The following is a 25523-nucleotide window of genomic DNA, read 5'->3' as shown; positions in this document are numbered from 1 at the left end:
GCGTGCGTGCCGGGTGATCACGCTGTTTCGCCTGCTCCACGGGGTGCGGTTCGCCTGCTCCACGGGGTGCGGCACGATGGGGGTATGGCAGCCATCGACGACCATCCGGGTGAGCAGGCAGCGCAGGACCCCATCAAGCTGATCGCCGTTCGTGACACCCCGCTCTCCCTGGACGAGGTCTTCAGGGCCGTCGGGGACGACTCGGCCGGCGGGACGGCGCTGTTCGTCGGCACCGTCCGCAACCACGACGGGGGCGCCGACGTCGACGCGCTCGGGTACTCCTGCCACCCCAGTGCGGAGGCGGAGATGCGGCGGATCGCGGAGAAGGTCGTCGCCGAGTTCCCGGTGCGGGCGCTGGCCGCGGTGCACCGGATCGGGGACCTCGGGATCGGTGATCTCGCCGTCGTGGTCGCCGTCTCGTGTCCGCACCGCGGGGAGGCCTTCGAGGCCTGCCGGAAGCTGATCGACGACCTCAAGCACGAAGTGCCGATCTGGAAGCATCAGAAGTTCTCGGACGGCACCGACGAGTGGGTGGGCGCCTGCTGAATCCCTCCCGGTTCCGGCCCGCCCGCCCCGTCACCCTTCCGGTTGCGTAACCGCACCCCTGCCGTGAGCGTTGTCCGTGCGGATGGTTAATCTGCTGATCAGTCAGTTGCGGTGGCTCATCGGGGTTGGGAGGTCGGCATGGGTGCGCTCGCCTGGTTGCTGATTCCGCTGGTCGTCGGGATCGGCGCCGGTCTGTGGGGCAGTTGGGCCAACCGGACCCGGAAGGCCCGCAGCGACGGCCCCGAGCTGGACGGATACGCCCGCTTCCGCGCGGCCATGGAGAAGCCCCACCCGCGTACGTGACCCGGGTGGCAGCCCTGACGGTGCGCCGACAGAAGCGTCCCGTACTGTCGAGCCATGCCACGCCGCACCGCGACGATGCTCGCCTCCACCCTGATGCTGATCGCGCTCCTGTGTGCGGGCGTGCTCATCCCCGTGCCGTACGCGGAGATGTCCCCCGGGCCGACGGTGAACACACTCGGCGACCACGGCGGCGAGCCGGTGCTCCAGATCTCCGGGCGCAAGACCTACGCGACCAGCGGTCACCTGAACATGACCACCGTGCGGGTCACCAGCGCCGACTACCGGATGAACCTCGTCGAGGCCGTCTACGGATGGCTCGCGCACGACAACAAGGTCGTGCCGCACGACACGCTCTACCCGGACGGCAAGACCGAGGAGCAGTCCACCCAGGAGAACGCCGAGGAGTTCAGCCAGTCCCAGGAGAGCGCCAAGGTCGCCGCCCTGAAGGAGCTGGACATCCCGGTGACCTCCTGGGTGATCGTCTCGACGGTGGTGAAGGCGTCCCCGGCGGAGGGCCGGCTGCACGCCGGTGACGTGATCAAGGCCGTGGACGGCACCGCGGTGAAGGTGCCCGGCGATGTCGCGAAACTGGTGACCAAGCACAAGCCGGGGGACAAGGTCGTCTTCCGCATCGTCCCGGCGAAGGAGCAGGCGGCCGCCGAGAAGGCGAACAAGACGGCGACCAAGGCCCAGGACGTCACCATCACGACCGCGACCTCCGACGACAGCGGCGAGAAGCGGGCCATCGTCGGGATCTCGGCCGGGACCGACCACACCTTCCCGTTCACCATCGACATCAAGCTCGCCGACGTGGGCGGGCCGAGCGCCGGACTGATGTTCGCGCTCGGCATCTACGACAAGCTCACGCCGGGCAGCCTGACCGACGGTGAATTCGTCGCCGGCACCGGGACCATCGACGACGCCGGCAAGGTCGGGCCGATCGGCGGCATCGAGCTGAAGACGGTCGGCGCGCGCAGTCAGGGCGCCCAGTACTTCCTGACGCCCGCGGAGAACTGCGCGGCGGCCGCCAAGGACACCCCCTCCGGGCTCAGGCTCGTCAAGGTGAACACCATCGACGACGCCCTCGACGCCCTCAAGGACATCCGCGGCGGCGACACCGCGGACCTGCCGAAGTGCACGAAGTAGCCGGACGGGCTACTCCGCGAACGTCGCCGACAGCGCCTCGGCGAGACCGGGCACCAGCCCCGCGCCGGTGAGGACCTCGGTCGGGGCGTCCTTCTCGCGCAGCCGGAGGGCCGAGTCGCGGGTGCCGTCACGCAGGACGCCGACCGTCATCCGGACCTCGTGCCGGTCGGGGTGGTCCGCCACCCACTTCGTGAGCTTCGCGTCGCTCAGGCCCTTGGGAACCTGGGCCTCGGCGGACGGGGGCAGCATCAGCCGCTCCACGGTGAGGGCGCAGCCGACCACGGCGTCGGGCCAGGCGATCGTGGCGAGGAACTCGTCGAGCGGCTTGTCCGTCGGCACTTCGTCCTGCTCGATCGGGGTCAGACCGGTGGTCTCGGGCGCGTCCTGAAGGCCGAGCTGGGCGGCGAGCGACGGTTCCTGAGTGCGCAGCCGAGCGGTGTCTACGAGGGCGAAAAGGCGGGCGGGCTGGTCCCAGCCGAGGCCGGAGGCGTACTCGTCGATCTCGAGTACGGCCCGGGTGAGCGGGCTCGCCGCCATGGGAGTGTTGGACATGGTCACAATCCTGCCTCGTTCAGGGGTGGAATCGGGAACCGAGTAAACGGTGAGTAAGTTGCATAGGTGTGGGCCCACGATCACGGGGGGCCACGAACGGTCCACGAACACGCGGGCCTGACGGATCAACTGCGACTTTCGAGGTGCGCACCTTGGCTTTCCAGATGCCGGACCGCGGCGGAGGCCCCACGGGGCCGCGGATCAGAGTGGGCCGCCCGTCCCGGCGCGTCCGGACCCTGCTCATGACGCTGGGCGTCCTTGCCGTACTCGGCATGGCGTTCACCATGTTCGCCGGGTTCTGGACGGACTGGCTCTGGTACCGCTCGGTGAATTACTCGTCGGTCTTCACGACCACGCTGTGGACCAAGATCGGGCTGTTCTTCGTGTTCGGCCTGCTGATGGCCCTCGCGGTCGGGTTCAACATCTGGCTGGCCCACCGGATGCGGCCGCCGCTCAGCGCGATGTCGGTGGAGCAGCAGAGCCTCGACCGCTACCGCATGGGCATCGCGCCGTACAAGACATGGCTGCTGCTTGGCATCACCGCTCTGGTCGGCCTGATCGCGGGCGCCTCCGCGGCGGGCCAGTGGCGGACCTGGCTGATGTGGGTCAACGGGGTGCCCTTCCACCAGAAGGACCCGCAGTTCCACCTCGACGTGTCCTTCTTCGCCTTCGACCTGCCCTGGTACCGGTTCCTGCTCGGCTTCGGCTTCGCCGCCACGATCCTCTCGCTGATCGCCGCCGCGCTCACCCACTACCTGTACGGCGGCCTGCGCGTCACCAGCCCGGGCGCGCGCGCCACCGCCGCGGCCACCGGACACCTGTCGGTGCTGCTGGGCATCTTCGTCACGCTGAAGGCGGTCGCCTACTGGCTCGACCGCTACGGCCTGGCGGTGAAGTCCAGTGACTTCAAGGCGACGGACAACTGGACGGGCCTGAGGTACGTCGACGCCAACGCCTACCTGCCGGCCAAGACGATCCTGTTCTGCATCGCCGTCATCTGCGCCCTGCTGTTCTTCGCCACCCTGTGGCGGCGCACCTGGCAGCTGCCGGTCATCGGCTTCGGCCTCATGGTGCTCTCGGCGATCCTCATCGGCGGGCTGTACCCGGCGATCGTCCAGAAGTTCCAGGTCCAGCCGAACGAGCAGGCCAAGGAAGCCCCGTACGTCGAGAAGAACCTCAAGGCGACCCGCGAGGCGTACGGCATCGACGGCGCGCAGGTCACGGAGTACACGGGCACGAGTACCACCAAGGACAAGACGACGCTGCGCGACGACGTCGACGCCACGGCGAGCATCCGCGTCCTGGACCCGAACATCGTCTCCCCGACGTACCAGCAGCTCCAGCAGATGCGGAAGTACTACGCGTTCCCGACCAACCTGGACGTGGACCGCTACAACGTGAAGGGGTCCGACCAGGACACCGTCATCGGTCTGCGCGAGTTGAACCTCGCGGGCGTCGACAAGCAGAACTGGATCAACAACCACTTCCGCTACACCCACGGCTACGGCGTGGTCGCCGCCAGGGGCACCACCGCCGACGCCGAGGGCCGACCGCTCTTCACCGAGTCCAACCTGCCCTCCGAGGGCGACCTGGGCACGTACCAGCAGCGGGTCTACTACGGCGAGAAGACGACCACGTACTCGATCGTCGGCGGTCCCCAGAAGGAGATCGACTACTCCGACGACGCGGGTGAGAAGACCACCAGCTACACCGGCAAGAGCGGGGTAAACCTCTCCAACCCGGTCAACCGGGCCGCCTACGCTGTGGCGTTCGGCGAACCGCAGATCCTGTACTCCGGCGCCATCGGCGAGGGTTCGCGGATCCTGTACAACCGCACGCCGAAGGAGCGCGTCGAGGCGGTCGCCCCGTGGCTGACGATCGACGGCGACGCCTACCCGGCCGTGGTCGACGGCAAGATCCAGTGGATCGTCGACGCGTACACGACGACGAACGGCTACCCGTACGCCTCCCGTACGACCCTCGGCGACACCACGGCGGACTCGCTGACCGCGACGAACGACAACCGCGCGGTGGTGGCCCAGCAGAACCAGGTCAACTACATCCGCAACTCGGTGAAGGCCACCGTCGACGCGTACACCGGCCAGGTCAAGCTCTACCAGTGGGATACCGAGGACCCGGTCCTGAAGACCTGGATGAAGGCGTTCCCCGGCACGGTGAAGTCCAAGTCGTCCATCTCCGACGCGCTGATGGCTCATCTCCGGTACCCGCAGGACCTGTTCAAGGTCCAGCGGGAACTGCTCACCCGCTATCACGTGAAGGACGCCACGACGTTCCTCAGCGGCAGCGAGGTGTGGCAGGTGCCGGACGACCCGTCCAACAAGTCGGGCGACGCGGTGCCGCCGTACTACCTGAGCATGAAGATGCCCGACCAGAAGGCGCAGGCGTTCTCGCTGACGACGACGTTCACGCCCAACGGCCGGGACAACCTCAGCGCGTTCATGGCGGTCGACTCCGAGGCGGGCACCCCCGACTACGGCAAGATCAGAGTTCTGAAGCTGCCGACCAGCACGACCGTCGACGGACCCAAACAGGTACAGAGCCAGTTCAACTCCGAACAGGACATCGCCGAGTCCATCAGACTCCTGAAGGGCGGCGACTCCGACATCGAGTACGGCAACCTGCTGACGGTGCCGCTCGACGGTGGTCTGCTGTACGTGGAGCCTGTCTATGTGCGCGGTGGCGGGCTCAAGTACCCGCTGCTGAAGAAGGTGTTGGTGACCTACGGCGGCAACACCGCCTTCGAGGACACCCTGGACGAGGCTCTCAACAAGGTCTTCGGCGCGGAGGGCACGACCCCGCCGCCGGCGGACGAGGGCGGCGGCACGACCCCGCCGCCGACGTCGTCCAACCCGACGGTCCGGGAGGCGTTGGCCGATGCCCAGAAGGCCTTCGACGCCGGCCAGGAGGCCCTGAAGAAGCCCGACTGGGACGCGTACGCCAAGGCGCAGCAGGATCTCGAGGCGGCGCTGAAGCGGGCGGAGGACGCGCAGGCGACGGCCGACAAGGGGGCGAAGGCCAGTAGCAGCCCGAGTCCGAGCAGTTCGGCGAGCCCGAGCGGCGGCTCCGGGGGTACTGCCAGTAGCAGTCCGAGCCCCAGTCCCAGTCCCAGCAGCGGCTGATCATGCCCGCTCCGCGTCGTGGTACGGTTGTGGAACACGACGCGGGGTGGAGCAGCTCGGTAGCTCGCTGGGCTCATAACCCAGAGGTCGCAGGTTCAAATCCTGTCCCCGCTACTGAAGACGAAGGCCCGGATCCTTATTCAGGATCCGGGCCTTCGTGGTGTGCGAACGCATGTGCCGGGGGGTCTGACGGCCGCGCCGCTGAGGGGAGTTGAGCTATCTGTGTTTCACTTGTCTCTCTGTGGGCATGTCGACAAAACGCTGAAGTGACCTTACGGGCCGCGGTATACCAGGTGTACCCGGGTTGCGGGTGGTGCGACGATGGACGTTATGGGGGACAAGGCAACTCTGTTCGAGACAGGGCGGTTTGTGCAGCCTTCCGGTGAGGAAGCGACCCCGGACGAGAGCCGGGACGAGACGGCGGACGCCGTCGAGACGGGGGAGGCCGTCGAGGAGATGGGCCTGCGGCTCGCGGCGGAAGCCGGCGACGCCGAGGCCGTGAGCGTCCTCGGGGCCATGTTGCTGCGCCGCGGCGACCTCGACGGAGCCGAGCCCTATCTGCGTGCCGCCACCGCGGAGGGCGACCGGGCCGCCGCCAACAACCTGGGCGTCCTCCTCCACCAGCGCGGTTACCCCGACGAGGCGGCCGGATGGTGGCGGGTCGCCGCCGTCGCCGGCTCCGCCGCGGCCGCGCACGCCCTGGGCCGGCACCGTCGCGAGTGCGGCGACGAGCCGGCCGCCGAGTACTGGCTGCGCCAGTCCGCCGAACAGGGGCACGCGCTCGGCGCATACGCCCTCGCCGACCTGCTCGAGCACCGCGGAGACGCCGGGGCCGAGCAGTGGATGCGGGCCGCCGCCGAGCGCGGGCACCGGGAAGCGGCGTACCGGCTGGCCCGCGCCCTCGACCACAAGGAGTGCCGCCGCGGTCCGGAGTGCCAGGAGCGCCGGGGCTCCCGCACGGACGGCGACGCGGACGAGTGCGGCCATGACAGCGGTGTCACCGCACGGGCGGAGGCCGAGCAGTGGTACCGCCAGGCCGCCGCGCGCGGACACCGCCGGGCCGCCCTGCACCTCGGGACGATCCTGGAGGGACGCGGCCAACTGAAGGAGGCCGGACGCTGGTACCTGACCTCCGCCAAGGACGGCGAGGCGCGGGCCGCCTGCGCGCTCGGGTTCCTGCTGCGCGACGCCGGCGACACCGAGAGCGCGGCCATCTGGTGGCTGCGGGCCGCACAGGAAGGCGACGGCAACGCGGCGAACGCACTGGGCGCGCTGCACGCCGAGCGGGGACAGACCCAGACCGCCGAGCGGTGGTACCGGGCCGCGATGGACGCAGGTGACGACAACGGCGCCTACAACCTCGCCCTGCTCTGCGCCGAGCAGGGCCGCACCGTACAGGCCGAGCAGTGGTACCGGCGCGCCGCCTACGCCGGGCACCGGGAGGCGGCCAACGCGCTCGCCGTCCTGCTGCTCCAGGGCGGCGACACGGCCGGGGCCGAGCCCTGGTTCTCCAAGGCCGCGGAAGCGGGCAGCGTCGACGCCGCGTTCAACCTCGGGATCCTGTTCGCGGGGCGGGGCGAGGAGGCCGTCGCGCTGCGCTGGTACGAGCGGGCGGCGGCCGCCGGGCACACCGAGGCGGCGCTCCAGGTCGGCATCGCGCGACTGCGGGACGGGGACGAGCGGGAGGCCGAACGGCATCTGCGGTGCGCCGCCGGCGGGGGGAGCGCGGAAGCGGCGTACCGGCTGGCGGCCGTACTGGACGCACGGCGGCCGCAGCAGCCCGCGCACGAGCTCGGGGAGATCGTGCACGAGAAGACCGAATGCGAGGAGTGGTACGAGCGGGCGGCGACCCAGGGACACCGGCGGGCCCAGGTCAGGGTCGGGATGCTGGCCGCCGCGCGGGGTGACGTGGTGGAGGCTGCGCGGTGGTACCGGACGGCCGCGGAGGCCGGGTCGCGCAACGGTGCCTTCAACCTCGGGCTGCTGCTCGCGCGGGAGGGCAGCGAGCCCGAGGCGGCTGTGTGGTGGACGCGGGCCGCTGACGCGGGGCACGGGCGGGCGGCTTTGCGGCTCGCCCTGGTCTACGCGCGTCGCGGGGAGCTGGCGGAGGGGCAGCGGTGGGCGGACCGGGCGGTGTCGCTGGGGCCTGCGGAGGTGGCCAAGCGGGCGGCTCGGTTGCGGGACGCGCTGCGGGAAGAGCTTTCTGCCTGACGGTGCGTTGGGTGGGGGCGGTGCTCTGGCTGGCGCCGTGCCTTGTGCCGTGCCTTGCGCTGTGGTGGTGCACTGGTTGGGGCGGTGCACTTGTGCGGTGGTGGTGCTCCGGCTGGGGCCGTGGTTTGTGCTGTGGTGGTGCCTCCGCGCACGGCAGAGCCTCCTGGCCGGGGCTGTGGCTTGCGCTGCGACCGGGTCTGCTGTTTGCGTTCAGCGTTCAGCGCTTGGTGTTGCGTGCGGTGGGTTTCTCGCCCCCGCCGCCCCTTCCCTTCCCGTCCCCGGGGGCTGCGCCCCCGGACCCCCCTGCCGGCCCTGAACGGGCCTTGTCCTCAAACGCCGGACGGGCTGGAAGGGCCGGAGCGGGCTGGAGGAGACCGGACGGGCTGGAAGGGCCGGGCGGGGTGGAGAGGCCGGATGGGGCCGGGCGGGGTGGAGGAGTCGGGACGGGCTGGAGGGGCTGGGCGGGGCTGGGCGGGCTGGAGGGGCCGGGACGGGCTGGAGGGGCCGGGACGGGCTGGAGGGGCTGGGCGGGGTGGAGTGGGCCGGGCGGGGTTGGGTGGAGGGGGTTGACCTGCGTTAACGGGGGTCGGGTAATGGATTTGCCTTTGCCCTTCGCCTTCACGTAACGTTGCATTCAACGGCGCGGGGTGGAGCAGCTCGGTAGCTCGCTGGGCTCATAACCCAGAGGTCGCAGGTTCAAATCCTGTCCCCGCTACTAAAGGCCGAGGGCCGGAATCCGAAAGGGTTCCGGCCCTCGGTCGTTTGACGTCAAGCGCAGTCACGGACGTCACGGCTGTACCGGTCCATGGCCGGCGGCTTCCTCGTGCAGGCGACGCCTGACGATATGACCGGACGTCAGGTCCGGGTACCCGTTGCGGTCGCGGAGGGGCCGGGGTGGAACGGCGGGGTGCGGGCGGGAGTTACGCCGCCGCGCAGTTCGGGCAGATCCCGCGGTACGTCACCTCGACGTCCGAGACCGAGAAGCCGAAGCGTTCCGAGTCGGGGAGGTCGGCCAGCGGGTTGCCGCTCGGATGGACGTCCTTGATCGCGCCGCACCGGGCGCACACCAGGTGGTGGTGCGGGCGGTGCGCGTTCGGGTCGTAGCGCTTGGCCCGCCGGTCGGTGGCGACCTCGAGGACCTCGCCGAGGGAGACCAGTTCGCCGAGCGTGTTGTAGACGGTCGCCCGGGAGATCTCGGGCAGCCGGACGACGGCCCTGGAGTGCACCTCGTCGGCGGTCAGGTGGACGTGTTCGCCGTCGAGCACCTCGGCCACGACGCGCCGTTGCGCGGTCATCCGCCATCCGCGTCCGCGCAGTCGCTCCAGAAGGTCGCTCATGCGATCAGCCTAGCAGTCAAGGAGACCAGGTCCCGAATGAGTGTGACTTTAGATTCCTGACTGACTTGGATGGAGTCCATTGTGGGATCAGGTCGAGTAATTGAGTCGACGAGACCGTGGCAGGCCGGCCACGTGGGGCCGGGTATGGCGCGGCCTGCGGCACTGGACCGCTTGTCGTGGGCGGACGGGCCGGGCCGGGTTCCCCTCGGGGCGCCCGGCCCGGCAGTGCGCTCAGGCCGGTACCTGCTGTCGGGCCGGCGCCCAGCAGCGGATGATGTCGCGGACCGAGACGATGCCGGCCGGTTCGTCGCGGTCGAGGACGATCAGATGCCGGAAGCCGCCGTGGGCCATGGCCCGGGCCGCCTCCTCCAGGGTCCAGGCCGGAGAGGCGAAGACGACGTCGTTGGTGGTGTGGGCGTGGGTGCGTTCGGTGTCCGGGTCCTGGCCCAGGCCCACCGAGTTGAGGATGTCCCGCTCGGTGAGGATGCCGATGCCGCCGGCGTCGGGATCCAGGACGACGGCCGCGCCGACACGGCGGGCGGCCATCAGGGCGGCGGCCTGACGGAGGGTGTGGGCGGGGCCGATGGTGAGGACCACCGTGCTCATGGCGTCGCGGACGAGCATGGCTGGAGCCACCTCCTAAGAATCCACGGTTGTTCGTGGATTCACAAGTTCACAAGTGGGGGGTGCTGTCAGCGTGGCAGGTAAAGCAGGGGTCAACAAGAGGGCGCGCGCAGCCAATTGAGGGCGCGCGCGCTCATCTGTGAGTCTCCGGGAGTCTCGGGCCGGCTTCTCAGTGCCGCTCGTTCAGATAACCCAGCAGCTCCTCGTGCAGCAGTCCGTTCGACGCGGCCGCGTTGCCGCTGTGCGGACCCGGGCGGCCGTCGAGGCCCGTGAACGTGCCGCCGGCCTCCGCCACGACGATCGCCGTGGCGGCCATGTCCCAGAGGGAGAGCTCCGGTTCGGCACAGAGGTCGACCGAGCCCTCGGCGACCATCATGTAAGGCCAGAAGTCGCCGTACGCGCGCGTGCGCCACACCTCGCGGGTGAGGTCGAGGAAGCCGTTCAGGTGCCCGCGCTCCTCCCAGCCGGTCAGCGAGGAGTACGCGAAGGAGGCGTCCGAGAGCTCCGAGACGCGCGAGACGCGCAGCCGGCTCGCGGAGGTCAGGCTGCGGCCGGTGAAGGCGCCGTGCCCCTTCGCGGCCCACCAGCGACGGCCGAGCGCCGGTGCGGAGACGACGCCGACCACGGGCTGGTAGCCCCCCTCGCCCGCCTCCGTCAGCGAGATGAGGGTGGCCCAGACCGGAACGCCCCGTACGTAGTTCTTCGTGCCGTCGATCGGATCGATCACCCAGCGGCGGGGGCCGGTGCCCTGGATGCCGTACTCCTCGCCGAGGATGGCGTCCCGCGGGCGGGCCCGCTGGAGCTGGCCGCGGATGAGCTCCTCGGCGGCCTTGTCGGCCTCGCTCACCGGGGTCATGTCCGGTTTGGTCTCGACCTTGAGGTCGAGGGCCTTGAATCGGTCCATGGTCACGGCGTCGGCGGCGTCCGCGAGGACGTGCGCGAGTCGGAGGTCGTCGTGGTAGTCCGGCATGGGACGAACCGTATCCGCCGAAGGTGAGAAGGGGCCACAGTGGACCGCGAGGTGGACCGCCCAGGTGGACGGCGAGGTGGACGGCGTGGAGGCCGTGGACGCCGGGAAACCCCCGGCACGGCCGTCGGTCGCCACCGCCACCCCCGACCCGGTCCGCGAACCGTCGGTTGCCCCGCGACCCTTGACAGTGCACCCGCGCGCGTCAAACCTGGGCGCAGAGCCGCTCGCCCAGGGAGGCGATGATGCCTGCAGCGCGGGAATCCCTGCTGGACGCCGCCTTCAAGGCGCTCGCACGAAGGCCGTGGGCCGCGGTGCGGATGGTGGACGTCGCCGCGGCGGCCGGGGTGTCCCGGCAGACGCTGTACAACGAGTTCGGCAGCAAGGAGGGCCTGGCCCGGGCGCTCGTCCGACGCGAGGCCGACGGGTACCTCGCCGGGGTCGAGCGGGCGCTGGCCGTACGCGGCGACGCCCGGGATCGACTCATCGCCACCGCCGAGTGGACCGCTTCCGCCGCCCGCGAGAACGTCCTCGTCAGGGCCGTCCTCACCGGCTTCTGGAGCGAGCGCCTGCCCTCGCCGTCGCTCTCGGCGGTGCCGTCCTCCTCCGCCGTGCCGGCCCAGCGGCGGGCGGACGGGCCGCTGCCCTCGCCCGGCGACCTCGTGGGTGCCGTCCGTGACCGGGCGGTGGCCGTGCTGTCCGGTCCCGGCGCCGTCCGGGCCGACGCCGCCGACCTGGCCCGCTCCTGCGAACTCGCCGTCCGGCTCGCGCTGTCCTGCGTGGCCGCGCCGCCGCCGGGCGAGGACGGGTTGGCGGAACTGGTGCGGGGGGCTCTGCAACGACAGTCGGCCGACGGCCGGGTCAGTGAGCCGAGCCGGACAGCTGGAGCCCGATCACTCCCATGATCACCAGGCTGATCGAGACGATCTTCAGGACCGACACCAGGTCGCCCAGGAAGATCATGCCGTAGATCGCGGTGCCCGCCGCGCCGATGCCCGTCCACACGGCGTAGGCGGGGCCCACGTCGAGCTTCTTCAGGGAGAGGGTCAGCAGACCGAAGCTCCCCAGGGCGAAGGCGCAGAAGGCGATGGTGGGCCAGAGCCTCGTGAAGCCGTGGGACAGCTTGAGGCAGACGGCGAAACCGGTCTCGAGCAACCCGGCCACGACGACCAGCAGCCACGCCATGTGCTGTCCCTCCGTTTGCCCGGCCCGGTCAGGCTCGGTGCGATTATGCACTTACCGGGCCCGGGCGGACGCAAACAACGCGGTGGTCAGCCGGTGGATCAGCCGGTGATCCGTCGGTGATCGGTCGGCGAACAGGTGGGTGAACGAGCCGGGGGATCAGTCGCCTTCCGTGCGTTCCCGCGTGGACAGCAGCCGGCGCAGGGAGTACAGGCGCGCCGGGTCGGCGTGGCCGTCGGCGACCCACGTGTCCAGCGCGCAGTCCGGCTCGTCGTGACTGCACGCGCGCGGGCAGCCCTCCGTGCCCGGCACCAGGTCGGGGAAGGCGAGGACCACCCGGGACGGGTCGACATGGTGCAGGCCGAAGGACCGCACGCCGGGGGTGTCGATCACCCAGTCGTCCGTGCCCGCCAGGGGCAGGGCCAGCGCCGACGTCGTGGTGTGGCGGCCGCGGCCGGTCACCGCGTTCACATGGCCGGTCACCCGTCGCCGCTCCTCCGGGACCAGCGCGTTGACCAGGGTGGTCTTCCCGACGCCCGAATGACCGACGAACGCCGTGATCCGCCCGGCCAGGAACGTGCGCACCCGGTCCGCCGCGTCGCCGTTCTCCAGCTCGTCGCGGCTGGTGACGACGTACGGGATGTCGAGATGGCCGTACAGCTCCAGCAGCTTGTCCGGCGAGGCCAGGTCCGACTTCGTCATGACCAGCAGGGGGGTGAGGCCGGCGTCGAAGGCCGCCACCAGGCAGCGGTCGATCAGCCGCGGGCGGGGCTCGGGGTCGGCGAGGGCGGTGACCACGGCGAGCTGGTCGGCGTTGGCCACGACGACGCGCTCGTAGGGGTCGTCGTCGTCCGCGGTGCGGCGCAGTGCCGAGGTGCGCTTCTCGATGCGGACGATGCGGGCCAGGGTGTCCTTCTTGCCGGACAGGTCGCCGACGATCGCGACCCGGTCGCCCACGATCGCGGCCTTGCGGCCCAGCTCGCGGGCCTTCATCGCCATCACGATCCGGTCGTCGACCAGACAGGTCAGCCGGCCCCGGTCCACGGTGAGGACCATGCCCTCGGCGGCGTCCTCGTGCTTGGGCCGGATGTGCGTGCGAGGCCGGTTGCCCTTGCGGTTCGGGCGGCTGCGGATGTCGTCCTCGTCGGTGTTCTTGCTGTAGCGGCGCATGGCGAAAGTCCCTATACCCCGAGCATCCCGGTCCACAGTTCCGGGAAGTCCGGCAGCGTCTTCGCCGTCGTCGCCACATTCTCGACCTGCACGCCCTCCACCGCCAGGCCGATGATCGCGCCGGCCGTCGCCATGCGGTGGTCGTCGTAGGTGTGGAAGATCCCGCCGTGCAGCCGGCGCGGACGGATGTGCAGACCGTCGGCGGTCTCCGTCACATCGCCGCCGAGTTCGTTGATCTCCTTGGTCAGCGCGGCCAGCCGGTCCGTCTCGTGCAGGCGCAGGTGGGCCACGCCCCGCAGGGTGGACGGGGAGTCCGCGAGGGCGGCGACGGCCGCGATGCCCGGGGTCAGCTCGCCGACGTCACCCAGATCGACGTCGATGCCGTGGATCGAGCCGGAGCCGGTGAAGACCAGACCGTAGTCGGCCAGTTCGCAGGAGCCGCCCATCTCGGTGAAGATCTCGCGCAGCCGGTCACCCGGCTGGGTGGTGCGGGCCGGCCAGTCCGGGATCAGCACCCGGCCGCCCGTCACCAGCGCCGCCGCCAGGAACGGCTGGGCGTTGGACAGGTCCGGCTCGATCGTCAGGTCCCGGCCCAGCAGGGCGCCCGGGGTGACCCGCCAGACGTTCGGCTCGCCGCCCGACTCCGGGGTGTCCACCTGGGCGCCGACCGCGCGCAGCATGTCGACCGTCATCCGGATGTGCGGCATGGAGGGCAGCGAGGAGCCGGTGTGGCGGACCTCCACCCCCTGGTTGAAGCGGGGGCCGGAGAGGAGCAGGGCCGACACGAACTGGGACGAGGACGAGGCGTCGATCTCCACCGCCCCGCCGTCCAGCGCGCCCGAGCCGTGCACGGTCAGCGGCAGCGCGCCGCGGCCGTCGTCGTCGATCCGGGCGCCGAGCACGCGCAGCGCGTCGATGACGCCGTTCAGGGGACGCTCGTACGCGCGCGGGTCGCCGTCGAAGCGGACGGGGCCGTCGGCGAGGGCGGCGACCGGCGGCAGGAAGCGCATCACCGTGCCGGCGTTGCCGACGTCGACCGTGGCCGGTCCGCGCAGCCCTGCGGGGAGGACCCGCCAGGCCTCGCCGGTGCCGTCGGGGCTCCCCGCGCCGGAGGAGCTGGACGACACGGTCTCCTCGATGCCGACACCCATCTCGCGCAGGGCGCCCGCCATCAGCAGGGTGTCGCGGGAGCGGAGGGGGCGGCGCAGCCAGCCCGGCTCGGAGGCGAGGGAGGCGAGGACGAGGGCGCGGTTGGTGACGGACTTCGACCCCGGCACGTGGACCGTCGCGGCGACGGCCTCGCTCGCGTGCGGGGCGGGCCAGAGGGCGGTGTGTGCGGGGTTCGGCGGCATGACCCCCACTCTAATGAACTTGGGAGGCCGTCGTCCGGGCGCGAGCGCGTCGTGGCTGGTCGCGCCCCGCGCCCGAAGCCGCGGATGTCACAGGTCCAGCAGCCAGCGTCCCCCGCCCAGCAGCGCGCACAGACTCACCGCGTGGAAGAGGAACAGCCACAGGCCCGCCGGTACGTGCGTCAGGCGTGACAACTGGTCCGCGTCCGAGTCGCCCGCGCCGCCGCGTGAGCGCTTCGCCTGGAGCTCGAAGGCCGGCCGTACACCGCCCAGCAGCAGGAACCACACCACCGCGTACGCGAAGGCCGCCTGCACCTGCGGTCCCGCCAGCCAGGACACCAGCAGGAAGGTGCCGCCGGTGAGGACCACGGTGAGGGCGCCGTACGCGTTGCGGATCATCACCAGCATCACGACCAGCAGGGCCGTGGCCACCCACAGCAGCAGGGTGATGCGGCCGGCCCCGAGGAGGGCGGCGCCGCCCAGGCCGAGCAGCGGGGGAGCGGTGTAGCCGGCGGCGGCGGTGAGGATCATGCCGAGGCCGTGCGGCTTGCCGCGGCTGAGGGTCAGGCCGCTGGTGTCGGAGTGCAGCCGGATCCCGGTCAGCTGCCGGCCGGTCAGCAGCGCGACCAGACCGTGACCGCCCTCGTGGGCGATGGTGATCGCGTTGCGCGATATCCGCCACAGGGTGTGCGGCACGACGACCGCGAGGGCCGCGACCGCCGTGGCGATCACCACCCACAGGTCGGGATAAGGCTGGGTGCCGACGAGCCGGTCCCACAGGTCGGGCAGCGCGAGGGCGGCGGTGCTCTCCATGTTCTCTGGTGGCTCCCTTTCGGCTTTCGGCTCACGAAGTCTGGCAGTGTGGCACGTATGTGCGGACGGTATGCAGCGAGTCGCAGGCCCGAGGATCTCGCAGGAGTCTTTGAAATCGAGCAGTGGTCGCCCGAGGAGACCTTGGAACCCGATTACAACGTGGCGCCGACCAAGGAGGTCTACGCCGTCCTCGACCGTCCGTTGAGAGACGCCGACGACAAGCGCCCGGTTCGGCAGCTGCGGAAGCTGAAGTGGGGACTGGTCCCCTCCTGGTCGAAGACCCCCGAGGGCGGGGCGCGGATGATCAACGCGCGCGCCGAGACCGTCCACGAGAAGCCCTCGTACCGCCGCGCCTTCGCCACCCGGCGCTGCGTCCTGCCCGCCGACGGCTACTTCGAGTGGGTCACCGGCGTCCAGGAGCGCGATCTGGAGGTCGAGGGGAAGAAGAAGCGGCCGCGCAAGCAGCCCTACTTCGTGCTCCCGGCCGACGGCTCGGTCTTCGCGATGGCCGGGCTCTACGAGTTCTGGCGGGACCGGACCCTGCCCGACGACCATCCGCAGGCCTGGTGGGCGACCTGCTCGGTGATCACCACCGAGGCGGAGACCTCCTCGCTCGCCGTGGCCCCCGCCGAGGGCCCGCACGCCCTCGCCGACATCCATCCGCGGATGCCGCTGATGCTCACCCCGGACCGCTGGGACGCCTGGCTCGACCCGGCGCGGACGGACATCGACGACCTGCGCTCCCTCCTCGAACCGCCGCCGGCCGGACTGATGCGCGCCTACCCGGTGTCCACGGCCGTCAGCAACGTCCGCAACAACGGCCCGGAGCTGCTGAAGGAGCTGGAGGGGCCCGAGGAGGGCACACTCTTCTGACGTGAGCACCGGAACGGTCGTGAGCACCGAAACAGCGGAGACTGAGGCGGGCACCGCCCGTATCACCTGGCACCACGCGAAGAAGCCGCGGCTCGTCCTCGCCGTCAGCCATGGCGCCGGGGGCGGTGTCGAGGCCCGGGATCTCCAGGCACTCGCCGTCGTGCTCCCCGGACACGGGGTGAGCGTCGCACTGGTCGAGCAGCCCTGGCGGGTGGCCGGCAAGAAGGTCGCGCCCGCGCCGAAGACCCTCGACGCCGGCTGGCGCGGGATCTGGCCGGCCGTCGTCGCGCCCGGGCTGCCGGTGATCTCGGGAGGACGGTCGGCGGGCGCGCGGGTGGCCTGCCGTACCGCCGGCGAGCTCGGGGCGCACGCCGTGCTGGCGCTGAGCTTTCCGCTCCACCCGCCGGGCAGACCGGAGAAATCCCGCGCCGGTGAGCTGCTCGGCGCGGGGGTGCCGACCCTTGTCGTCCAGGGCGGCAACGACCCGTTCGGCAGGCCGGACGAGTTTCCCGGGGGCGGGTACGAACTCGTGGAAGTGCCGTACGGCGATCACGGGTTCGCGGTGCCCAAGCGCGCCGGGGTCACGCAGGAGGAGACGCTGGAGGTCGTCACCGCCGGATGCGTCCGGTGGGTCGGGTCACTCATGTGAACGGGTGGGGAATGTGGAGGGGCCGGACGCTGTTGAGGCGGACAGAAGTGCTGAACAACCGGCACCGACGTCAGTGGGAGAGGAAGTCCGCCGCATGGGTTCGACCATCTGCCCGAGCCGCAGCAGCCGCACAGATCTGGACTGGACGGTCCTGCACGCGGCGAGGACCGCTCCTATTCGGGCGGCGGCAAGCTCGGGTAGTCGTCTATCCTCCGATTCGAGTGGGATCGGTTTCGGTTCCACCCGCGATCTTGAGGAGGTGGGTCCGGTCACCGGTACCGACGCAGGGGCCGACAACGGCCAGGCGGAGCTGCCCGAGGGCCAGGGCGTGAGCGGGGAGACGGGCACGGAGTCCACCGCGGAGCGTAGTGCGCGCTTCGAGCGGGACGCGCTCGAGTTCCTCGACCAGATGTACTCGGCCGCGCTGCGTATGACGCGCAACCCGGCGGACGCCGAAGACCTGGTGCAGGAGACGTACGCGAAGGCGTACGCGTCCTTCCACCAGTTCCGTGAGGGCACCAACCTCAAGGCCTGGCTGTACCGGATCCTCACCAACACCTTCATCAACTCGTACCGCAAGAAGCAGCGTGAACCCCAGCGCAGCGCGGCCGAGGAGATCGAGGACTGGCAGCTGGCGCGGGCGGAGTCGCACATGTCCACCGGTCTGCGCTCCGCCGAGTCGCAGGCGCTGGACCACCTGCCCGACTCGGACGTGAAGGCGGCGCTCCAGGCCATCCCCGAGGAGTTCCGGATCGCCGTGTATCTCGCGGACGTAGAGGGCTTTGCGTACAAGGAGATCGCGGACATCATGGGGACACCCATCGGTACGGTGATGTCCCGGCTGCACCGGGGCCGCCGTCAACTGCGCGGCATGCTCGAGGACTACGCCCGTGAGCGCGGGCTGGTCCCGGCCGGTGCCGGAGAGTCGAACGAAGCGAAAGGTTCGGGCTCATGAGCTGCGGAGATCCGCACGAGACGGACTGCGGTGAGGTCCTCGACCACCTGTACGAGTATCTCGACAGCGAGATGCCTCCTCTGGACCGGGACAAGTTCCAGCACCACTTCGAGGAGTGCTCCCCCTGCCTCGAGAAGTACGGGCTGGAGGAGGCCGTGAAGAAGCTGGTCAAGCGGTGCTGCGGCAGTGACGACGTGCCGACCGATCTACGCGCGAAGGTGATGGGCCGGATCGACCTGATCCGCTCCGGCCAGACCGTCCCCGAGCACGACGTGACGGCGACGACGCAGGAGACCTGAGCTCCCGTCACTCGAATGTGCTAATCCGCGGCTGATGCCCGCGGACCCTCCCCCAGCCGTCCTAGGCTCCTGAGCCTGACACGCACGGCTGGGGGAGGCGTCATGAAGGGGATCCCGGCGCGGGCGCGCGCGTACGCCGCCTGTGTCGCCCTCGGCGCACTGCTCTGCACGGCCCCTTCGCTCCCCGGCGCCCGTACCCCGTGGTGGGCCGTCGCCCTGCTCGCCGCGCTGTACGCCGGCGGCGAGCAGATCGCCCGGCGCAGGTACGCCGGCACCCTCCACCCCGTGCTGCTGGCCGGGGCGTTCCTGCTCGCGCCGGCCGCGGCCGCTCTCGTCCCGCTGCCCGGGGCGCTGTTCTCGCACGTCGAGCAGCGCCCCTTTCTGCTGCGCCGGGTCTGGCGGGCCGCCCATTCGTCGCTCGCCGTGTGGGCCGCCGCCCGGGTGCACTGGGCGCTCGGCGGGCGGGACGCCGTGGCCGGCTCCGACGTGCCGCACGCGCTGGTGCCGGCGGGCGCGGCCGTGCTGGTGTTCTGCGCCGCGCTCGCCCTGCTGGACGGCGGGATGCTGGCGCTCGCCGAGGGGCTGCCGCCGCGGCGGGTCTGCCGGGGGCTGTTCCTGCGCTCCCTGGCGCCGCTGGCCGTGCACGGGCTCGCCGGGCTGATGATGGCCGTGCTGTGGCGCAGCCCGTACGGGCCCGTGGCCGCCCTGCTCGTGCTGTTCCCGACGGCCGTGTCGTGGTGGGTGTTCGCGCAGTACCACCGGGAGCGCGCCGCCCACCAGGCGACGATCCGCGCCCTCGTGCAGGCCGTCGACATCAAGGACGGCTACACGCGCGGGCACAGTGAACGCGTCGGCCAGGCCTCGGTGCTGATCGGGCGCGAACTGGGGATGGACGAAGGTCGGATCGAGATGCTCCGCTTCGCCGGGATCCTGCACGACGTCGGCAAACTCGGCGTCCCCACCCGGCTGTTGCGCAAGGACGGGCCGCTCACGCCGCAGGAGCGGCGGGTGATCGAGCTGCACCCCGAGTACGGGCACGAGATCACCCGCGGGATCTCGTTCCTCGGGGAGGCCCGCTCGGCGATCCTGCACCACCACGAGCGCATCGACGGCCGGGGCTACCCGTACGGTCTTGTGGGCAGCCAGATCCCGGAGCCGGCCCGGGTGGTCGCCGTCGCGGACGCCTTCGACGCCATGACGTCCACCCGGTCCTACAGCAGGGCCCGGCCGGTGCACGTGGCCCTGGAGGAGCTGCGGCGGTGCGCGGGAGCCCAGTTCGACCCCCGGATGGTCGCGGCGCTGACGCACGTCGTCGCGCGCGACGGCTGGCATCCGGTGGTGACCGCCGAGGAGAGCCGGCCGGCCGTGCCCTCGCCCGCCCAGACCCCCGAGGACCGGTCCGGGGCACGCCGATGACCGCCCGCCGCTCCCACCGCGCCCTCCACGCCGTCGCCGCCCTGCTCGTCACCGTCTCCCTCCTGGTCACGTTCATGACGGGCGTCCAGGAACGCCCCGTCGCGCTCGCCTTCGGTATCCTCGTCGCCGCCGGTGAGCTGACCCGCCCGCAGAGCGGGCCCCCGCTGCGCGAGGCCGCGCCGCTGGGTGCCGCGGGGTCGCTGTCGTACGCGCTGGTCGGAGGGCACGCCGGGCATCCCACGCACCACGGGGTCGCTCAGGTCGTGGCGGTCGTGGTCGCCGCCTCCCTGCTGGGCAGCGTGCCGCACCTGGCCCGCGGGGAGGGCCCCGTCCTCGATCACCTGGTCCGGCGGGTCCTGGCCGTCGGCTTCGCCGCCGTCTGCTTCCAGCCCCTGCACAACCGCGGGGTGTTCGACGGCTGGAGCGGCCCCGCCTACGCGCTGCTGCTGCTCGCCCTGCTCGTCCTGACCGTCCTGTGCGACGCCGTGGTCGCCGCCGCGCTCGCGCACTCCCGCACCGGCTGGCCGTTCGCCCCGTTGCTTCGGGACGAGTTGCGGGGCGTGCCCGGGATCGGCTCGGCGGTGTGCGCGACGGGCGCGGTGATGGCGCTCGCGGTGGCCGTCGTGGGGCTGTGGGCGCTGCCGGTGTTCTCGGTGCCCCTGCTGCTCACCCAGCTCTCCCTGCGCCGGTACGCGGCGGTGCGGGCCACCTACCGGCAGACCATCGTCTCGCTGGCCCGCGCCACCGAGATCGCCGGGTACACCCCGGCCGGGCACGCCCGCCGGGTCGCCGCCCTCAGCCAGGCCGTGGGCCGGGACCTGGGGCTGCCCGAGCCCGAGCTGACCGTTCTGGAGTACGCGGCCCTCATGCACGACATCGGCCAGCTCAGCCTCGTCGACCCGGTCCCGGACGGAGCCACCGCCGGGCTGCCGGCGGCGCAGCAGCGGCGGATCGCGCTGCTCGGCGGGGCCGTCGTCCGCCAGACCGGGGCGGCCGCCCGGGTCGCGGCGGTCGTCGAGCGGCAGGCCGATCCCTACCCGGAGCAGCCGGTGGCCGCCCGGATAGTCCGGGTGGTGAACGCATACGAGGAGAAGGTCCAGGGCAGGGGTCCCGGTGGGCCGCTCACCGCCCTGGAGGAGCTGCGCCTCGGCACCGGCGGGGAGTACGCGCCCGAGGTGGTGGAGGCCCTGGCCAGGGTGCTGTGGAACATGGGGGTGGCGCGCCGGGGGTGCCCCCGGGCGTTCGGCCCCGGGGGAGCCTCGGGCAGGGTGGCGGGGGGCGACGGGTGGGCTGTCTGACCTTGCCTGTGGGTGGGTAACCCATGGGTAATGAGCGGCCCTCCGGCCACACGTGGTTGGATGCGAGGGAGAGAGTGTCCGGGGGCACTGGCCAGCCCACAGAACGGAACTGGCAGGCGGGAATCGTGAGGATCTTCGGCAAGGGACGGCACCGGCCCTCCGCCTCCTGGCGGCAGGCCACCGACCGCGCGTTCACGCTGATCGGTGACGGGCGGTACGAGGACGCCGGCGCGCTGCTGACGCGTGCCGCGGACCTGGAACCCTGGCTGTCCGAGTCCTGGTTCAACCTCGCCCTGCTGCACAAGTTCCGGCACGACTGGGAACAGGCCCGTACCGCGGGACTGCGCGCCGTAGCCCTCCTCGACCGCGAGGCCGGGGCCCCCGACTGGTGGAACGTCGGCATCGCCGCCACCGCGCTGCAGGACTGGCCGCTGGCCCGCCGGGCCTGGCAGGCGTACGGGCTGCGGGTGCCGGGCGAGGCCACGGGCGCGGGCGAGCCCGTCGGCATGGAGCTGGGCAGCGCGGCGGTACGGCTGTCGCCCGAGGGCGAGGCCGAGGTGGTGTGGGGGCGGCGGCTGGACCCCGCCCGTATCGAGGTCCTGTCGATCCCGCTGCCCTCCTCCGGGCGGCGCTGGGGCGAGGTCGTGCTGCACGACGGGGTGCCGCACGGCGAGCGGACCACCTCGATGGGGCACTCCTACCCGGTCTTCGACGAGATCGAGTTGTGGGCGCCGTCGCCCGTGCCGACCTGGGTGGTCCTGCTGGAGGCGGCCACCGAGTCCGACCGGGACGCGCTGGAGCAGCTGGCGGCCGACGCGGGCTTCGCGGCGGAGGACTGGTCGTCGTCGGTGCGACTGCTGTGCCGGATGTGCTCGGAGTCGCGGATGCCGTCCGACGAGGGTGACGGCGAGCACCTCGACCCGCACGACCACAGTGAGCCGGGGCATCCGGGTCCGCTCGGTCACCGCACCGACGGGCAGTTGTGGGTGCCGGAGCGGGAGTGTGGCGTGGCCGCCCCGGCGTCTCTCGTCCGAGGGCTGCTGGACGGGTGGGTCGCGGACAGCCCGGACTCCCGTGACTGGCGGGACCTGGAAGAGGTCTGTTAGGTCCTTGGGTCGCTGCGGCGCCGTCGTGGCCGGTAGCTCTCCCACTCTCGGCTTCGCCCGAGCGGGGGGACCCCCATCGCGCCGAGCCGCACATCGATTCGGCCCCGCGCCCCCGGGTGTGCGATCCCCGTACCCTGTATCAGCAACTTCACCCCCTGTTCCACTGAGGAAGGCATCGTCGGTCATGGCGCAGCAGGACACCGATCAGCAGCACGCGGGCGTGCTCCCCGTGGACGACGAGGGCTTCGTCATCGACACCGAGGAGGCGGAGGCGCGCGAGCTGGCCTGGCGTGAGGCCGGCACCTCGAGGCCGATCACCGTCGTCGGGAACCCGGTGCTGCACAAGGAGTGCAGGGACGTCACCGAGTTCGGCGAGGAGCTGCGGCAGCTGGTCGCGGACATGTTCGCCTCGCAGCACACGGCCGAGGGCGTGGGCCTGGCCGCCAACCAGATCGGCGTCGACCTGAAGGTCTTCGTCTACGACTGCCCCGACGACGAGGGCGCCCGGCACACCGGTGTCGTCTGCAACCCCCGGCTCGTCGAACTGCCCGCCGACCGGCGCCGGCTGGACGACAGCAACGAGGGCTGCCTCTCGGTGCCCACCGCCTACGCGCCGCTGGCCCGCCCCGACTACGCCGAGGTGACCGGGCAGGACGAGCGGGGCAACCCGATCAAGGTGCGTGGCACCGGCTACTTCGCTCGGTGTTTGCAGCACGAGACCGACCACCTGTACGGCTACCTGTACATCGACCGTCTGTCCAAGCGCGAACGCAAGGACGCCCTGCGGCAGATGGCCGAGAACGAGCCACGCTACCCCGTGGTCGCCAACGACTGAGCTCACCCGCACCACCGCGACGCCCGGCCGGGATCCCCCCGCCGGGCGTCGTTCGTGTGTCCGACGGATGTTCGAGCGTTTACGCACATCTACTACGCATCCGCTGATCCGTAACCAGTCACGCGGGGGTGGATTCTCGGCATGTTGGGGTGGTGAATGAAGCAAATCCGTTCCCAGAACGGTCAGTTGTAGGGCTGAATGGGAAGTGCGGGGATGCGCAACGGCGCACGCCCGGCACGGGGGGAGGGGTGTGTGCCCACTGGCGGCTGAGAGGGGTTGTTCGTGCCAGCTTTCCCATACAGCACCACATACAGCACCACGGCGACGGTGGCCGCGCCCGCGGTTCCTCCCTCGCTCTCTCTTCCGGTCATCGAGGCGGCGTTTCCCCGGCAACTGCATCCGTATTGGCCTCGGTTGCAGGAGAAGACACGCTCCTGGCTGCTGGAAAAGCGGTTGATGCCGGCGGACAAGGTCGCAGAATATGCCGACGGACTTTGCTACACCGACCTGATGGCGGGCTTCTACCTCGGCGCACCCGACGAGGTCATGCAGGCCATCGCCGACTACAGCGCGTGGTTCTTCGTCTGGGACGACCGGCACGACCGTGACGTCGTGCACGGCCGGCCGTCGTCCTGGCGGCGGCTCAGGTTCCGCTTGCACGCGGCCCTGGACTCCCCGGCGAAGCATCTGTGCCACCCGGATCCGCTGGTCGCCGCGCTCGCGGACAGTGTGGGCCGGCTGTACTCCTTCCTTCCCGGCACCTGGAACGCCCGGTTCGCCCGGCACTTCCACGCCGTGATCGACGCGTACGACCGGGAATTCCACAACCGGATCGAAGGGCGTATTCCGGGCGTCGACGAATACCTGGCGCTGCGTCGGCTCACCTTCGCGCACTGGATCTGGACCGACCTGCTGGAGCCGAGTGCGGGAATCGAACTCCCGGACTCGGTGCGGAATCATCCCGCATATCGGCGTGCGGCCCTGCTGAGTCAGGAATTCGCCGCCTGGTACAACGATCTCTGCTCATTCCCCAAGGAAATCGCGGGCGATGAGGTGCACAATCTCGGAATCAGTCTCATCACCCACGAGGGACTGACTCTCGAAGAGGCGGTCCAAGAAATCAAGCGACGCGTCGAAGAATGCGTATCCGAGTTCCTCGCAGTCGAGAAGGACGTCTTACGGCTCGCCGACCGGCTCACCGACGGAACGGTCGGCGGAAACCGACTCGGCGCCGCCGTACGAGCCTGCCTCGGCAATATGCGGAACTGGTTCAGTTCCGTCTACTGGTTCCACCACGAGTCCGGCCGGTACATGGTCGACAGCTGGGACGACCGGTCCACGCCCCCGTACGTCAACAACGAAGCGGCAGGTGAGAAATGACCGTCGAGTCGGTGAAACCCGCGACCCCCGGGACGCCGGAACTGCGTGAGCCACCGTTGGCCGGTGGCAGGGTTCCGCTCCTCGGACACGGCTGGAAACTGGCCCGCGACCCGCTGGCCTTCCTGGCCCGGCTCCGCGACCACGGCGACATCGTCCGCCTCAGGCTCGGCCCCAAGACGGTGTACGCCGTAACCTCGCCGGACCTCACCGGCGCGCTGGCGCTCAGCCCGGACTACATCATCTCCGGGCCCCTGTGGGAGTCCCTGGAGAGCCTGCTCGGCAAGGAGGGCGTGGCCACGGCCAACGGCCCGCTGCACCGCCGCCAGCGGCGCACGATCCAGCCCGCGTTCCGGCTCGACGCCATCCCCGGCTACGGGCCGATCATGGAGGAGGAGGCATACGCGCTCGTCGAACGCTGGGCGAGGGGCGAGGTCCTCGACGTCACCGCGGAGGCCTTCCGGGTGTCCGTGCGCATCTCCGCCCGCTGTCTGATGCGCGGCAGCTATATGGACGCCCGGTCCGAGCGCATCACCTCCGCGCTCGCCACGCTGTTCGCCGGTATGTACCAGCGCATGGTGATACCCCTCGGACCGCTTTATCGGGTACCGATTCCGGCCAACCGCGAATTCAACCGGGCGCTGGCCGATCTGCATCGGCTGGTGGACGAGATCGTCGCCGACCGCCGGGCATCCGGTCAAAAACCGGACGATTTGCTGACGGCTTTGCTGGAGGCGAAGGACGAGAATGGGGACCCGATCGGGGAACAGGAGATCCACGACCAGGTCATCGCGATACTCACCCCGGGCAGCGAAACTGCCGGCTCTGTGGTCATGTCGCTGCTCAACGTCCTCACGGAGCACCCGGATCAGGTGGACAAGATCCGCGAAGAGGTGAAAAACGTCGTCGGTGACCGGCCGGTCGCATTCGGCGACGTCCGAAAGCTCCAGCACACCGCCAATGTCGTCGTCGAGACCATGCGGCTGTATCCCGCCGTATGGATATTGACCCGGCGTGCGGTGACCGAGACCGAGCTCGGCGGCTACCGCATTCCCGCCGGCTCCGACATCGTCTACAGCCCGTACGCCGTTCAGCGCGATCCGCGGTCGTACGAGCGGCACACGGAGTTCGATCCCGACCGCTGGCTGCCGGGCCGCTCACCGGAGGTGCCGAAGTACGCCATGACGCCGTTCGGCGTCGGCAACCGGAAGTGCCCGAGCGACCACTTCTCGATGGCCGCACTGACGCTGATCACCGCGGTGGTGGCGTCCGCGTTCCGCTTCGAGCCGGCGCCCGGCTCCGACAACCGGACGCACATCGGCATCACACTCCGGCCGCGCCGGCTGCGGCTGCGGGCGATACCCGGGTGAGAGCC

At 71.0% G+C, this 25523-nt stretch carries 24 protein-coding genes and 2 tRNA genes; 18 read left to right on the top strand and 8 right to left on the bottom strand.

Annotated elements, in window-relative coordinates:
• The first annotated feature begins 84 nt into the window (after positions 1–84).
• From ACFWBB_RS24435 to ACFWBB_RS24425, 3 genes are all read left to right on the top strand, one after another.
• On the top strand, positions 85–546 hold the full coding sequence (locus tag ACFWBB_RS24435; protein ID WP_385276284.1) for a molybdenum cofactor biosynthesis protein MoaE: 462 nt from the start codon (positions 85–87) through the stop codon (positions 544–546).
• Positions 547–684: 138 nt separating this feature from the next.
• Positions 685–849 carry a hypothetical protein gene (locus tag ACFWBB_RS24430; RefSeq protein WP_385276282.1) on the top strand — a complete coding sequence of 55 codons (165 nt, stop codon included), beginning with the start codon at positions 685–687 and terminating at the stop codon, positions 847–849.
• A gap of 54 nt (positions 850–903) precedes the next feature.
• Positions 904–1995: a PDZ domain-containing protein gene (locus tag ACFWBB_RS24425; protein ID WP_385276279.1), complete on the top strand. Its 1092-nt coding sequence runs from the start codon at positions 904–906 to the stop codon at positions 1993–1995.
• A 9-nt stretch (positions 1996–2004) separates the two neighbouring features.
• Here the strand turns inward: ACFWBB_RS24425 and ACFWBB_RS24420 are convergent, their stop codons facing one another.
• On the bottom strand, positions 2005–2547 hold the full coding sequence (locus ACFWBB_RS24420) for a PPA1309 family protein (protein WP_385276276.1): 543 nt from the start codon (positions 2545–2547) through the stop codon (positions 2005–2007).
• 164 nt (positions 2548–2711) lie between these two features.
• Here ACFWBB_RS24420 and ACFWBB_RS24415 point away from each other — a divergent pair, with 164 nt between their 5' ends.
• The 4 genes from ACFWBB_RS24415 (at position 2712) to ACFWBB_RS24400 (ending at position 8613) form a co-directional block, all read left to right on the top strand.
• Complete coding sequence (locus tag ACFWBB_RS24415) at positions 2712–5687, top strand: UPF0182 family protein (RefSeq protein WP_385276351.1); 2976 nt, start codon at positions 2712–2714, stop codon at positions 5685–5687.
• A gap of 40 nt (positions 5688–5727) precedes the next feature.
• A tRNA-Met gene (locus ACFWBB_RS24410) sits at positions 5728–5801 on the top strand.
• A gap of 207 nt (positions 5802–6008) precedes the next feature.
• Positions 6009–7898 (top strand): tetratricopeptide repeat protein, encoded by a 1890-nt coding sequence (locus ACFWBB_RS24405; RefSeq protein WP_385276273.1) that lies wholly within the window; start codon positions 6009–6011, stop codon positions 7896–7898.
• Positions 7899–8539: 641 nt separating this feature from the next.
• Positions 8540–8613, top strand: a tRNA-Met gene (locus tag ACFWBB_RS24400).
• Positions 8614–8818: 205 nt separating this feature from the next.
• Here ACFWBB_RS24400 and ACFWBB_RS24395 read toward each other — a convergent pair.
• From ACFWBB_RS24395 to hisN, 3 genes are all read right to left on the bottom strand, one after another.
• On the bottom strand, positions 8819–9235 hold the full coding sequence (locus ACFWBB_RS24395; RefSeq protein WP_385276270.1) for a Fur family transcriptional regulator: 417 nt from the start codon (positions 9233–9235) through the stop codon (positions 8819–8821).
• Between the two features lie 231 nt (positions 9236–9466).
• Positions 9467–9859 (bottom strand): cyclic nucleotide-binding/CBS domain-containing protein, encoded by a 393-nt coding sequence (locus ACFWBB_RS24390; RefSeq protein ID WP_385276268.1) that lies wholly within the window; start codon positions 9857–9859, stop codon positions 9467–9469.
• A 169-nt stretch (positions 9860–10028) separates the two neighbouring features.
• On the bottom strand, positions 10029–10829 hold the full coding sequence (hisN, locus tag ACFWBB_RS24385; protein WP_385276266.1) for a histidinol-phosphatase: 801 nt from the start codon (positions 10827–10829) through the stop codon (positions 10029–10031).
• A 239-nt stretch (positions 10830–11068) separates the two neighbouring features.
• Here hisN and ACFWBB_RS24380 point away from each other — a divergent pair, with 239 nt between their 5' ends.
• Positions 11069–11731, top strand: a complete 663-nt coding sequence (locus tag ACFWBB_RS24380; RefSeq protein WP_385276264.1) for a TetR/AcrR family transcriptional regulator — start codon at positions 11069–11071, stop codon at positions 11729–11731.
• On the opposite strand, the gene ACFWBB_RS24375 is transcribed toward ACFWBB_RS24380, so the two are convergent.
• The 4 genes from ACFWBB_RS24375 to ACFWBB_RS24360 form a co-directional block, all read right to left on the bottom strand.
• Positions 11688–12011, bottom strand: a complete 324-nt coding sequence (locus ACFWBB_RS24375; RefSeq protein WP_385276261.1) for a DMT family transporter — start codon at positions 12009–12011, stop codon at positions 11688–11690. The two genes, ACFWBB_RS24380 and ACFWBB_RS24375, sit on opposite strands and share 44 nt — an antisense overlap.
• A 156-nt stretch (positions 12012–12167) precedes the next feature.
• A complete protein-coding gene (gene rsgA / locus ACFWBB_RS24370) occupies positions 12168–13178 on the bottom strand; it encodes a ribosome small subunit-dependent GTPase A (RefSeq protein WP_385276258.1) in 1011 nt (336 codons plus the stop codon).
• 11 nt (positions 13179–13189) lie between these two features.
• Complete coding sequence (gene aroA, locus ACFWBB_RS24365) at positions 13190–14530, bottom strand: 3-phosphoshikimate 1-carboxyvinyltransferase (RefSeq protein ID WP_385276255.1); 1341 nt, start codon at positions 14528–14530, stop codon at positions 13190–13192.
• A gap of 87 nt (positions 14531–14617) precedes the next feature.
• Positions 14618–15340 carry a M50 family metallopeptidase gene (locus ACFWBB_RS24360; RefSeq protein WP_385276252.1) on the bottom strand — a complete coding sequence of 241 codons (723 nt, stop codon included), beginning with the start codon at positions 15338–15340 and terminating at the stop codon, positions 14618–14620.
• A 57-nt stretch (positions 15341–15397) separates the two neighbouring features.
• Between ACFWBB_RS24360 and ACFWBB_RS24355 the strand changes: the two genes are divergently transcribed.
• The 10 genes from ACFWBB_RS24355 to ACFWBB_RS24310 all read left to right on the top strand — a co-directional run bounded on the left by ACFWBB_RS24355 (position 15398) and on the right by ACFWBB_RS24310 (position 25518).
• Positions 15398–16213: an SOS response-associated peptidase gene (locus tag ACFWBB_RS24355; RefSeq protein ID WP_385276249.1), complete on the top strand. Its 816-nt coding sequence runs from the start codon at positions 15398–15400 to the stop codon at positions 16211–16213.
• A gap of 1 nt (position 16214) precedes the next feature.
• A complete protein-coding gene (locus tag ACFWBB_RS24350) occupies positions 16215–16862 on the top strand; it encodes an alpha/beta family hydrolase (protein ID WP_385276245.1) in 648 nt (215 codons plus the stop codon).
• A gap of 94 nt (positions 16863–16956) precedes the next feature.
• On the top strand, positions 16957–17817 hold the full coding sequence (locus ACFWBB_RS24345) for a sigma-70 family RNA polymerase sigma factor (RefSeq protein ID WP_385276242.1): 861 nt from the start codon (positions 16957–16959) through the stop codon (positions 17815–17817).
• Complete coding sequence (gene rsrA / locus ACFWBB_RS24340) at positions 17814–18116, top strand: mycothiol system anti-sigma-R factor (protein WP_385276239.1); 303 nt, start codon at positions 17814–17816, stop codon at positions 18114–18116. Before ACFWBB_RS24345 ends, rsrA begins: the two co-directional genes overlap by 4 nt.
• 102 nt (positions 18117–18218) lie before the next feature.
• A complete protein-coding gene (locus ACFWBB_RS24335; protein WP_385276236.1) occupies positions 18219–19532 on the top strand; it encodes an HD-GYP domain-containing protein in 1314 nt (437 codons plus the stop codon).
• Positions 19529–20830, top strand: coding sequence for an HD-GYP domain-containing protein (locus tag ACFWBB_RS24330; RefSeq protein WP_385276233.1), 1302 nt, complete (start codon positions 19529–19531; stop codon positions 20828–20830). The genes ACFWBB_RS24335 and ACFWBB_RS24330 overlap by 4 nt, the downstream gene beginning before the upstream one ends.
• A gap of 125 nt (positions 20831–20955) precedes the next feature.
• Positions 20956–21936 (top strand): hypothetical protein, encoded by a 981-nt coding sequence (locus ACFWBB_RS24325; protein ID WP_385276230.1) that lies wholly within the window; start codon positions 20956–20958, stop codon positions 21934–21936.
• A gap of 184 nt (positions 21937–22120) precedes the next feature.
• On the top strand, positions 22121–22771 hold the full coding sequence (gene def / locus ACFWBB_RS24320; protein WP_385276227.1) for a peptide deformylase: 651 nt from the start codon (positions 22121–22123) through the stop codon (positions 22769–22771).
• Between the two features lie 282 nt (positions 22772–23053).
• Entirely contained in the window at positions 23054–24151 is a 1098-nt protein-coding gene (gene cyc1 / locus ACFWBB_RS24315) for an epi-isozizaene synthase (RefSeq protein ID WP_385276224.1), read from the top strand.
• Positions 24148–25518, top strand: coding sequence for a cytochrome P450 (locus ACFWBB_RS24310; RefSeq protein WP_385276221.1), 1371 nt, complete (start codon positions 24148–24150; stop codon positions 25516–25518). The genes cyc1 and ACFWBB_RS24310 overlap by 4 nt, the downstream gene beginning before the upstream one ends.
• Positions 25519–25523 lie beyond the last annotated feature (5 nt).

Source organism: Streptomyces sp. NPDC060000, from assembly GCF_042737375.1.
Taxonomy (GTDB): domain Bacteria; phylum Actinomycetota; class Actinomycetes; order Streptomycetales; family Streptomycetaceae; genus Streptomyces.
Note: the sequence above shows the minus strand (reverse complement) of the source record. Positions and strands in the feature narration are given on the sequence as shown.

What these genes read in the sequence shown, in the direction of transcription:
- aroA (WP_385276255.1), bottom strand. Translation starts at nt 14,530, where the DNA reads ATGCCGCCGAACCCCGCACACACCGCCCTCTGGCCCGCCCCGCACGCG.
- ACFWBB_RS24380 (WP_385276264.1), top strand. Translation starts at nt 11,069, where the DNA reads ATGATGCCTGCAGCGCGGGAATCCCTGCTGGACGCCGCCTTCAAGGCG.
- ACFWBB_RS24330 (WP_385276233.1), top strand. Translation starts at nt 19,529, where the DNA reads ATGACCGCCCGCCGCTCCCACCGCGCCCTCCACGCCGTCGCCGCCCTG.
- ACFWBB_RS24415 (WP_385276351.1), top strand. Translation starts at nt 2,712, where the DNA reads ATGCCGGACCGCGGCGGAGGCCCCACGGGGCCGCGGATCAGAGTGGGC.
- def (WP_385276227.1), top strand. Translation starts at nt 22,121, where the DNA reads ATGGCGCAGCAGGACACCGATCAGCAGCACGCGGGCGTGCTCCCCGTG.
- ACFWBB_RS24395 (WP_385276270.1), bottom strand. Translation starts at nt 9,235, where the DNA reads ATGAGCGACCTTCTGGAGCGACTGCGCGGACGCGGATGGCGGATGACC.
- ACFWBB_RS24360 (WP_385276252.1), bottom strand. Translation starts at nt 15,340, where the DNA reads ATGGAGAGCACCGCCGCCCTCGCGCTGCCCGACCTGTGGGACCGGCTC.
- ACFWBB_RS24390 (WP_385276268.1), bottom strand. Translation starts at nt 9,859, where the DNA reads ATGCTCGTCCGCGACGCCATGAGCACGGTGGTCCTCACCATCGGCCCC.
- rsrA (WP_385276239.1), top strand. Translation starts at nt 17,814, where the DNA reads ATGAGCTGCGGAGATCCGCACGAGACGGACTGCGGTGAGGTCCTCGAC.
- ACFWBB_RS24345 (WP_385276242.1), top strand. Translation starts at nt 16,957, where the DNA reads ATGGGTTCGACCATCTGCCCGAGCCGCAGCAGCCGCACAGATCTGGAC.
- ACFWBB_RS24355 (WP_385276249.1), top strand. Translation starts at nt 15,398, where the DNA reads ATGTGCGGACGGTATGCAGCGAGTCGCAGGCCCGAGGATCTCGCAGGA.
- ACFWBB_RS24375 (WP_385276261.1), bottom strand. Translation starts at nt 12,011, where the DNA reads ATGGCGTGGCTGCTGGTCGTCGTGGCCGGGTTGCTCGAGACCGGTTTC.
- ACFWBB_RS24405 (WP_385276273.1), top strand. Translation starts at nt 6,009, where the DNA reads ATGGACGTTATGGGGGACAAGGCAACTCTGTTCGAGACAGGGCGGTTT.
- ACFWBB_RS24425 (WP_385276279.1), top strand. Translation starts at nt 904, where the DNA reads ATGCCACGCCGCACCGCGACGATGCTCGCCTCCACCCTGATGCTGATC.
- ACFWBB_RS24430 (WP_385276282.1), top strand. Translation starts at nt 685, where the DNA reads ATGGGTGCGCTCGCCTGGTTGCTGATTCCGCTGGTCGTCGGGATCGGC.
- rsgA (WP_385276258.1), bottom strand. Translation starts at nt 13,178, where the DNA reads ATGCGCCGCTACAGCAAGAACACCGACGAGGACGACATCCGCAGCCGC.
- hisN (WP_385276266.1), bottom strand. Translation starts at nt 10,829, where the DNA reads ATGCCGGACTACCACGACGACCTCCGACTCGCGCACGTCCTCGCGGAC.
- ACFWBB_RS24435 (WP_385276284.1), top strand. Translation starts at nt 85, where the DNA reads ATGGCAGCCATCGACGACCATCCGGGTGAGCAGGCAGCGCAGGACCCC.
- ACFWBB_RS24335 (WP_385276236.1), top strand. Translation starts at nt 18,219, where the DNA reads ATGAAGGGGATCCCGGCGCGGGCGCGCGCGTACGCCGCCTGTGTCGCC.
- ACFWBB_RS24310 (WP_385276221.1), top strand. Translation starts at nt 24,148, where the DNA reads ATGACCGTCGAGTCGGTGAAACCCGCGACCCCCGGGACGCCGGAACTG.
- ACFWBB_RS24420 (WP_385276276.1), bottom strand. Translation starts at nt 2,547, where the DNA reads ATGTCCAACACTCCCATGGCGGCGAGCCCGCTCACCCGGGCCGTACTC.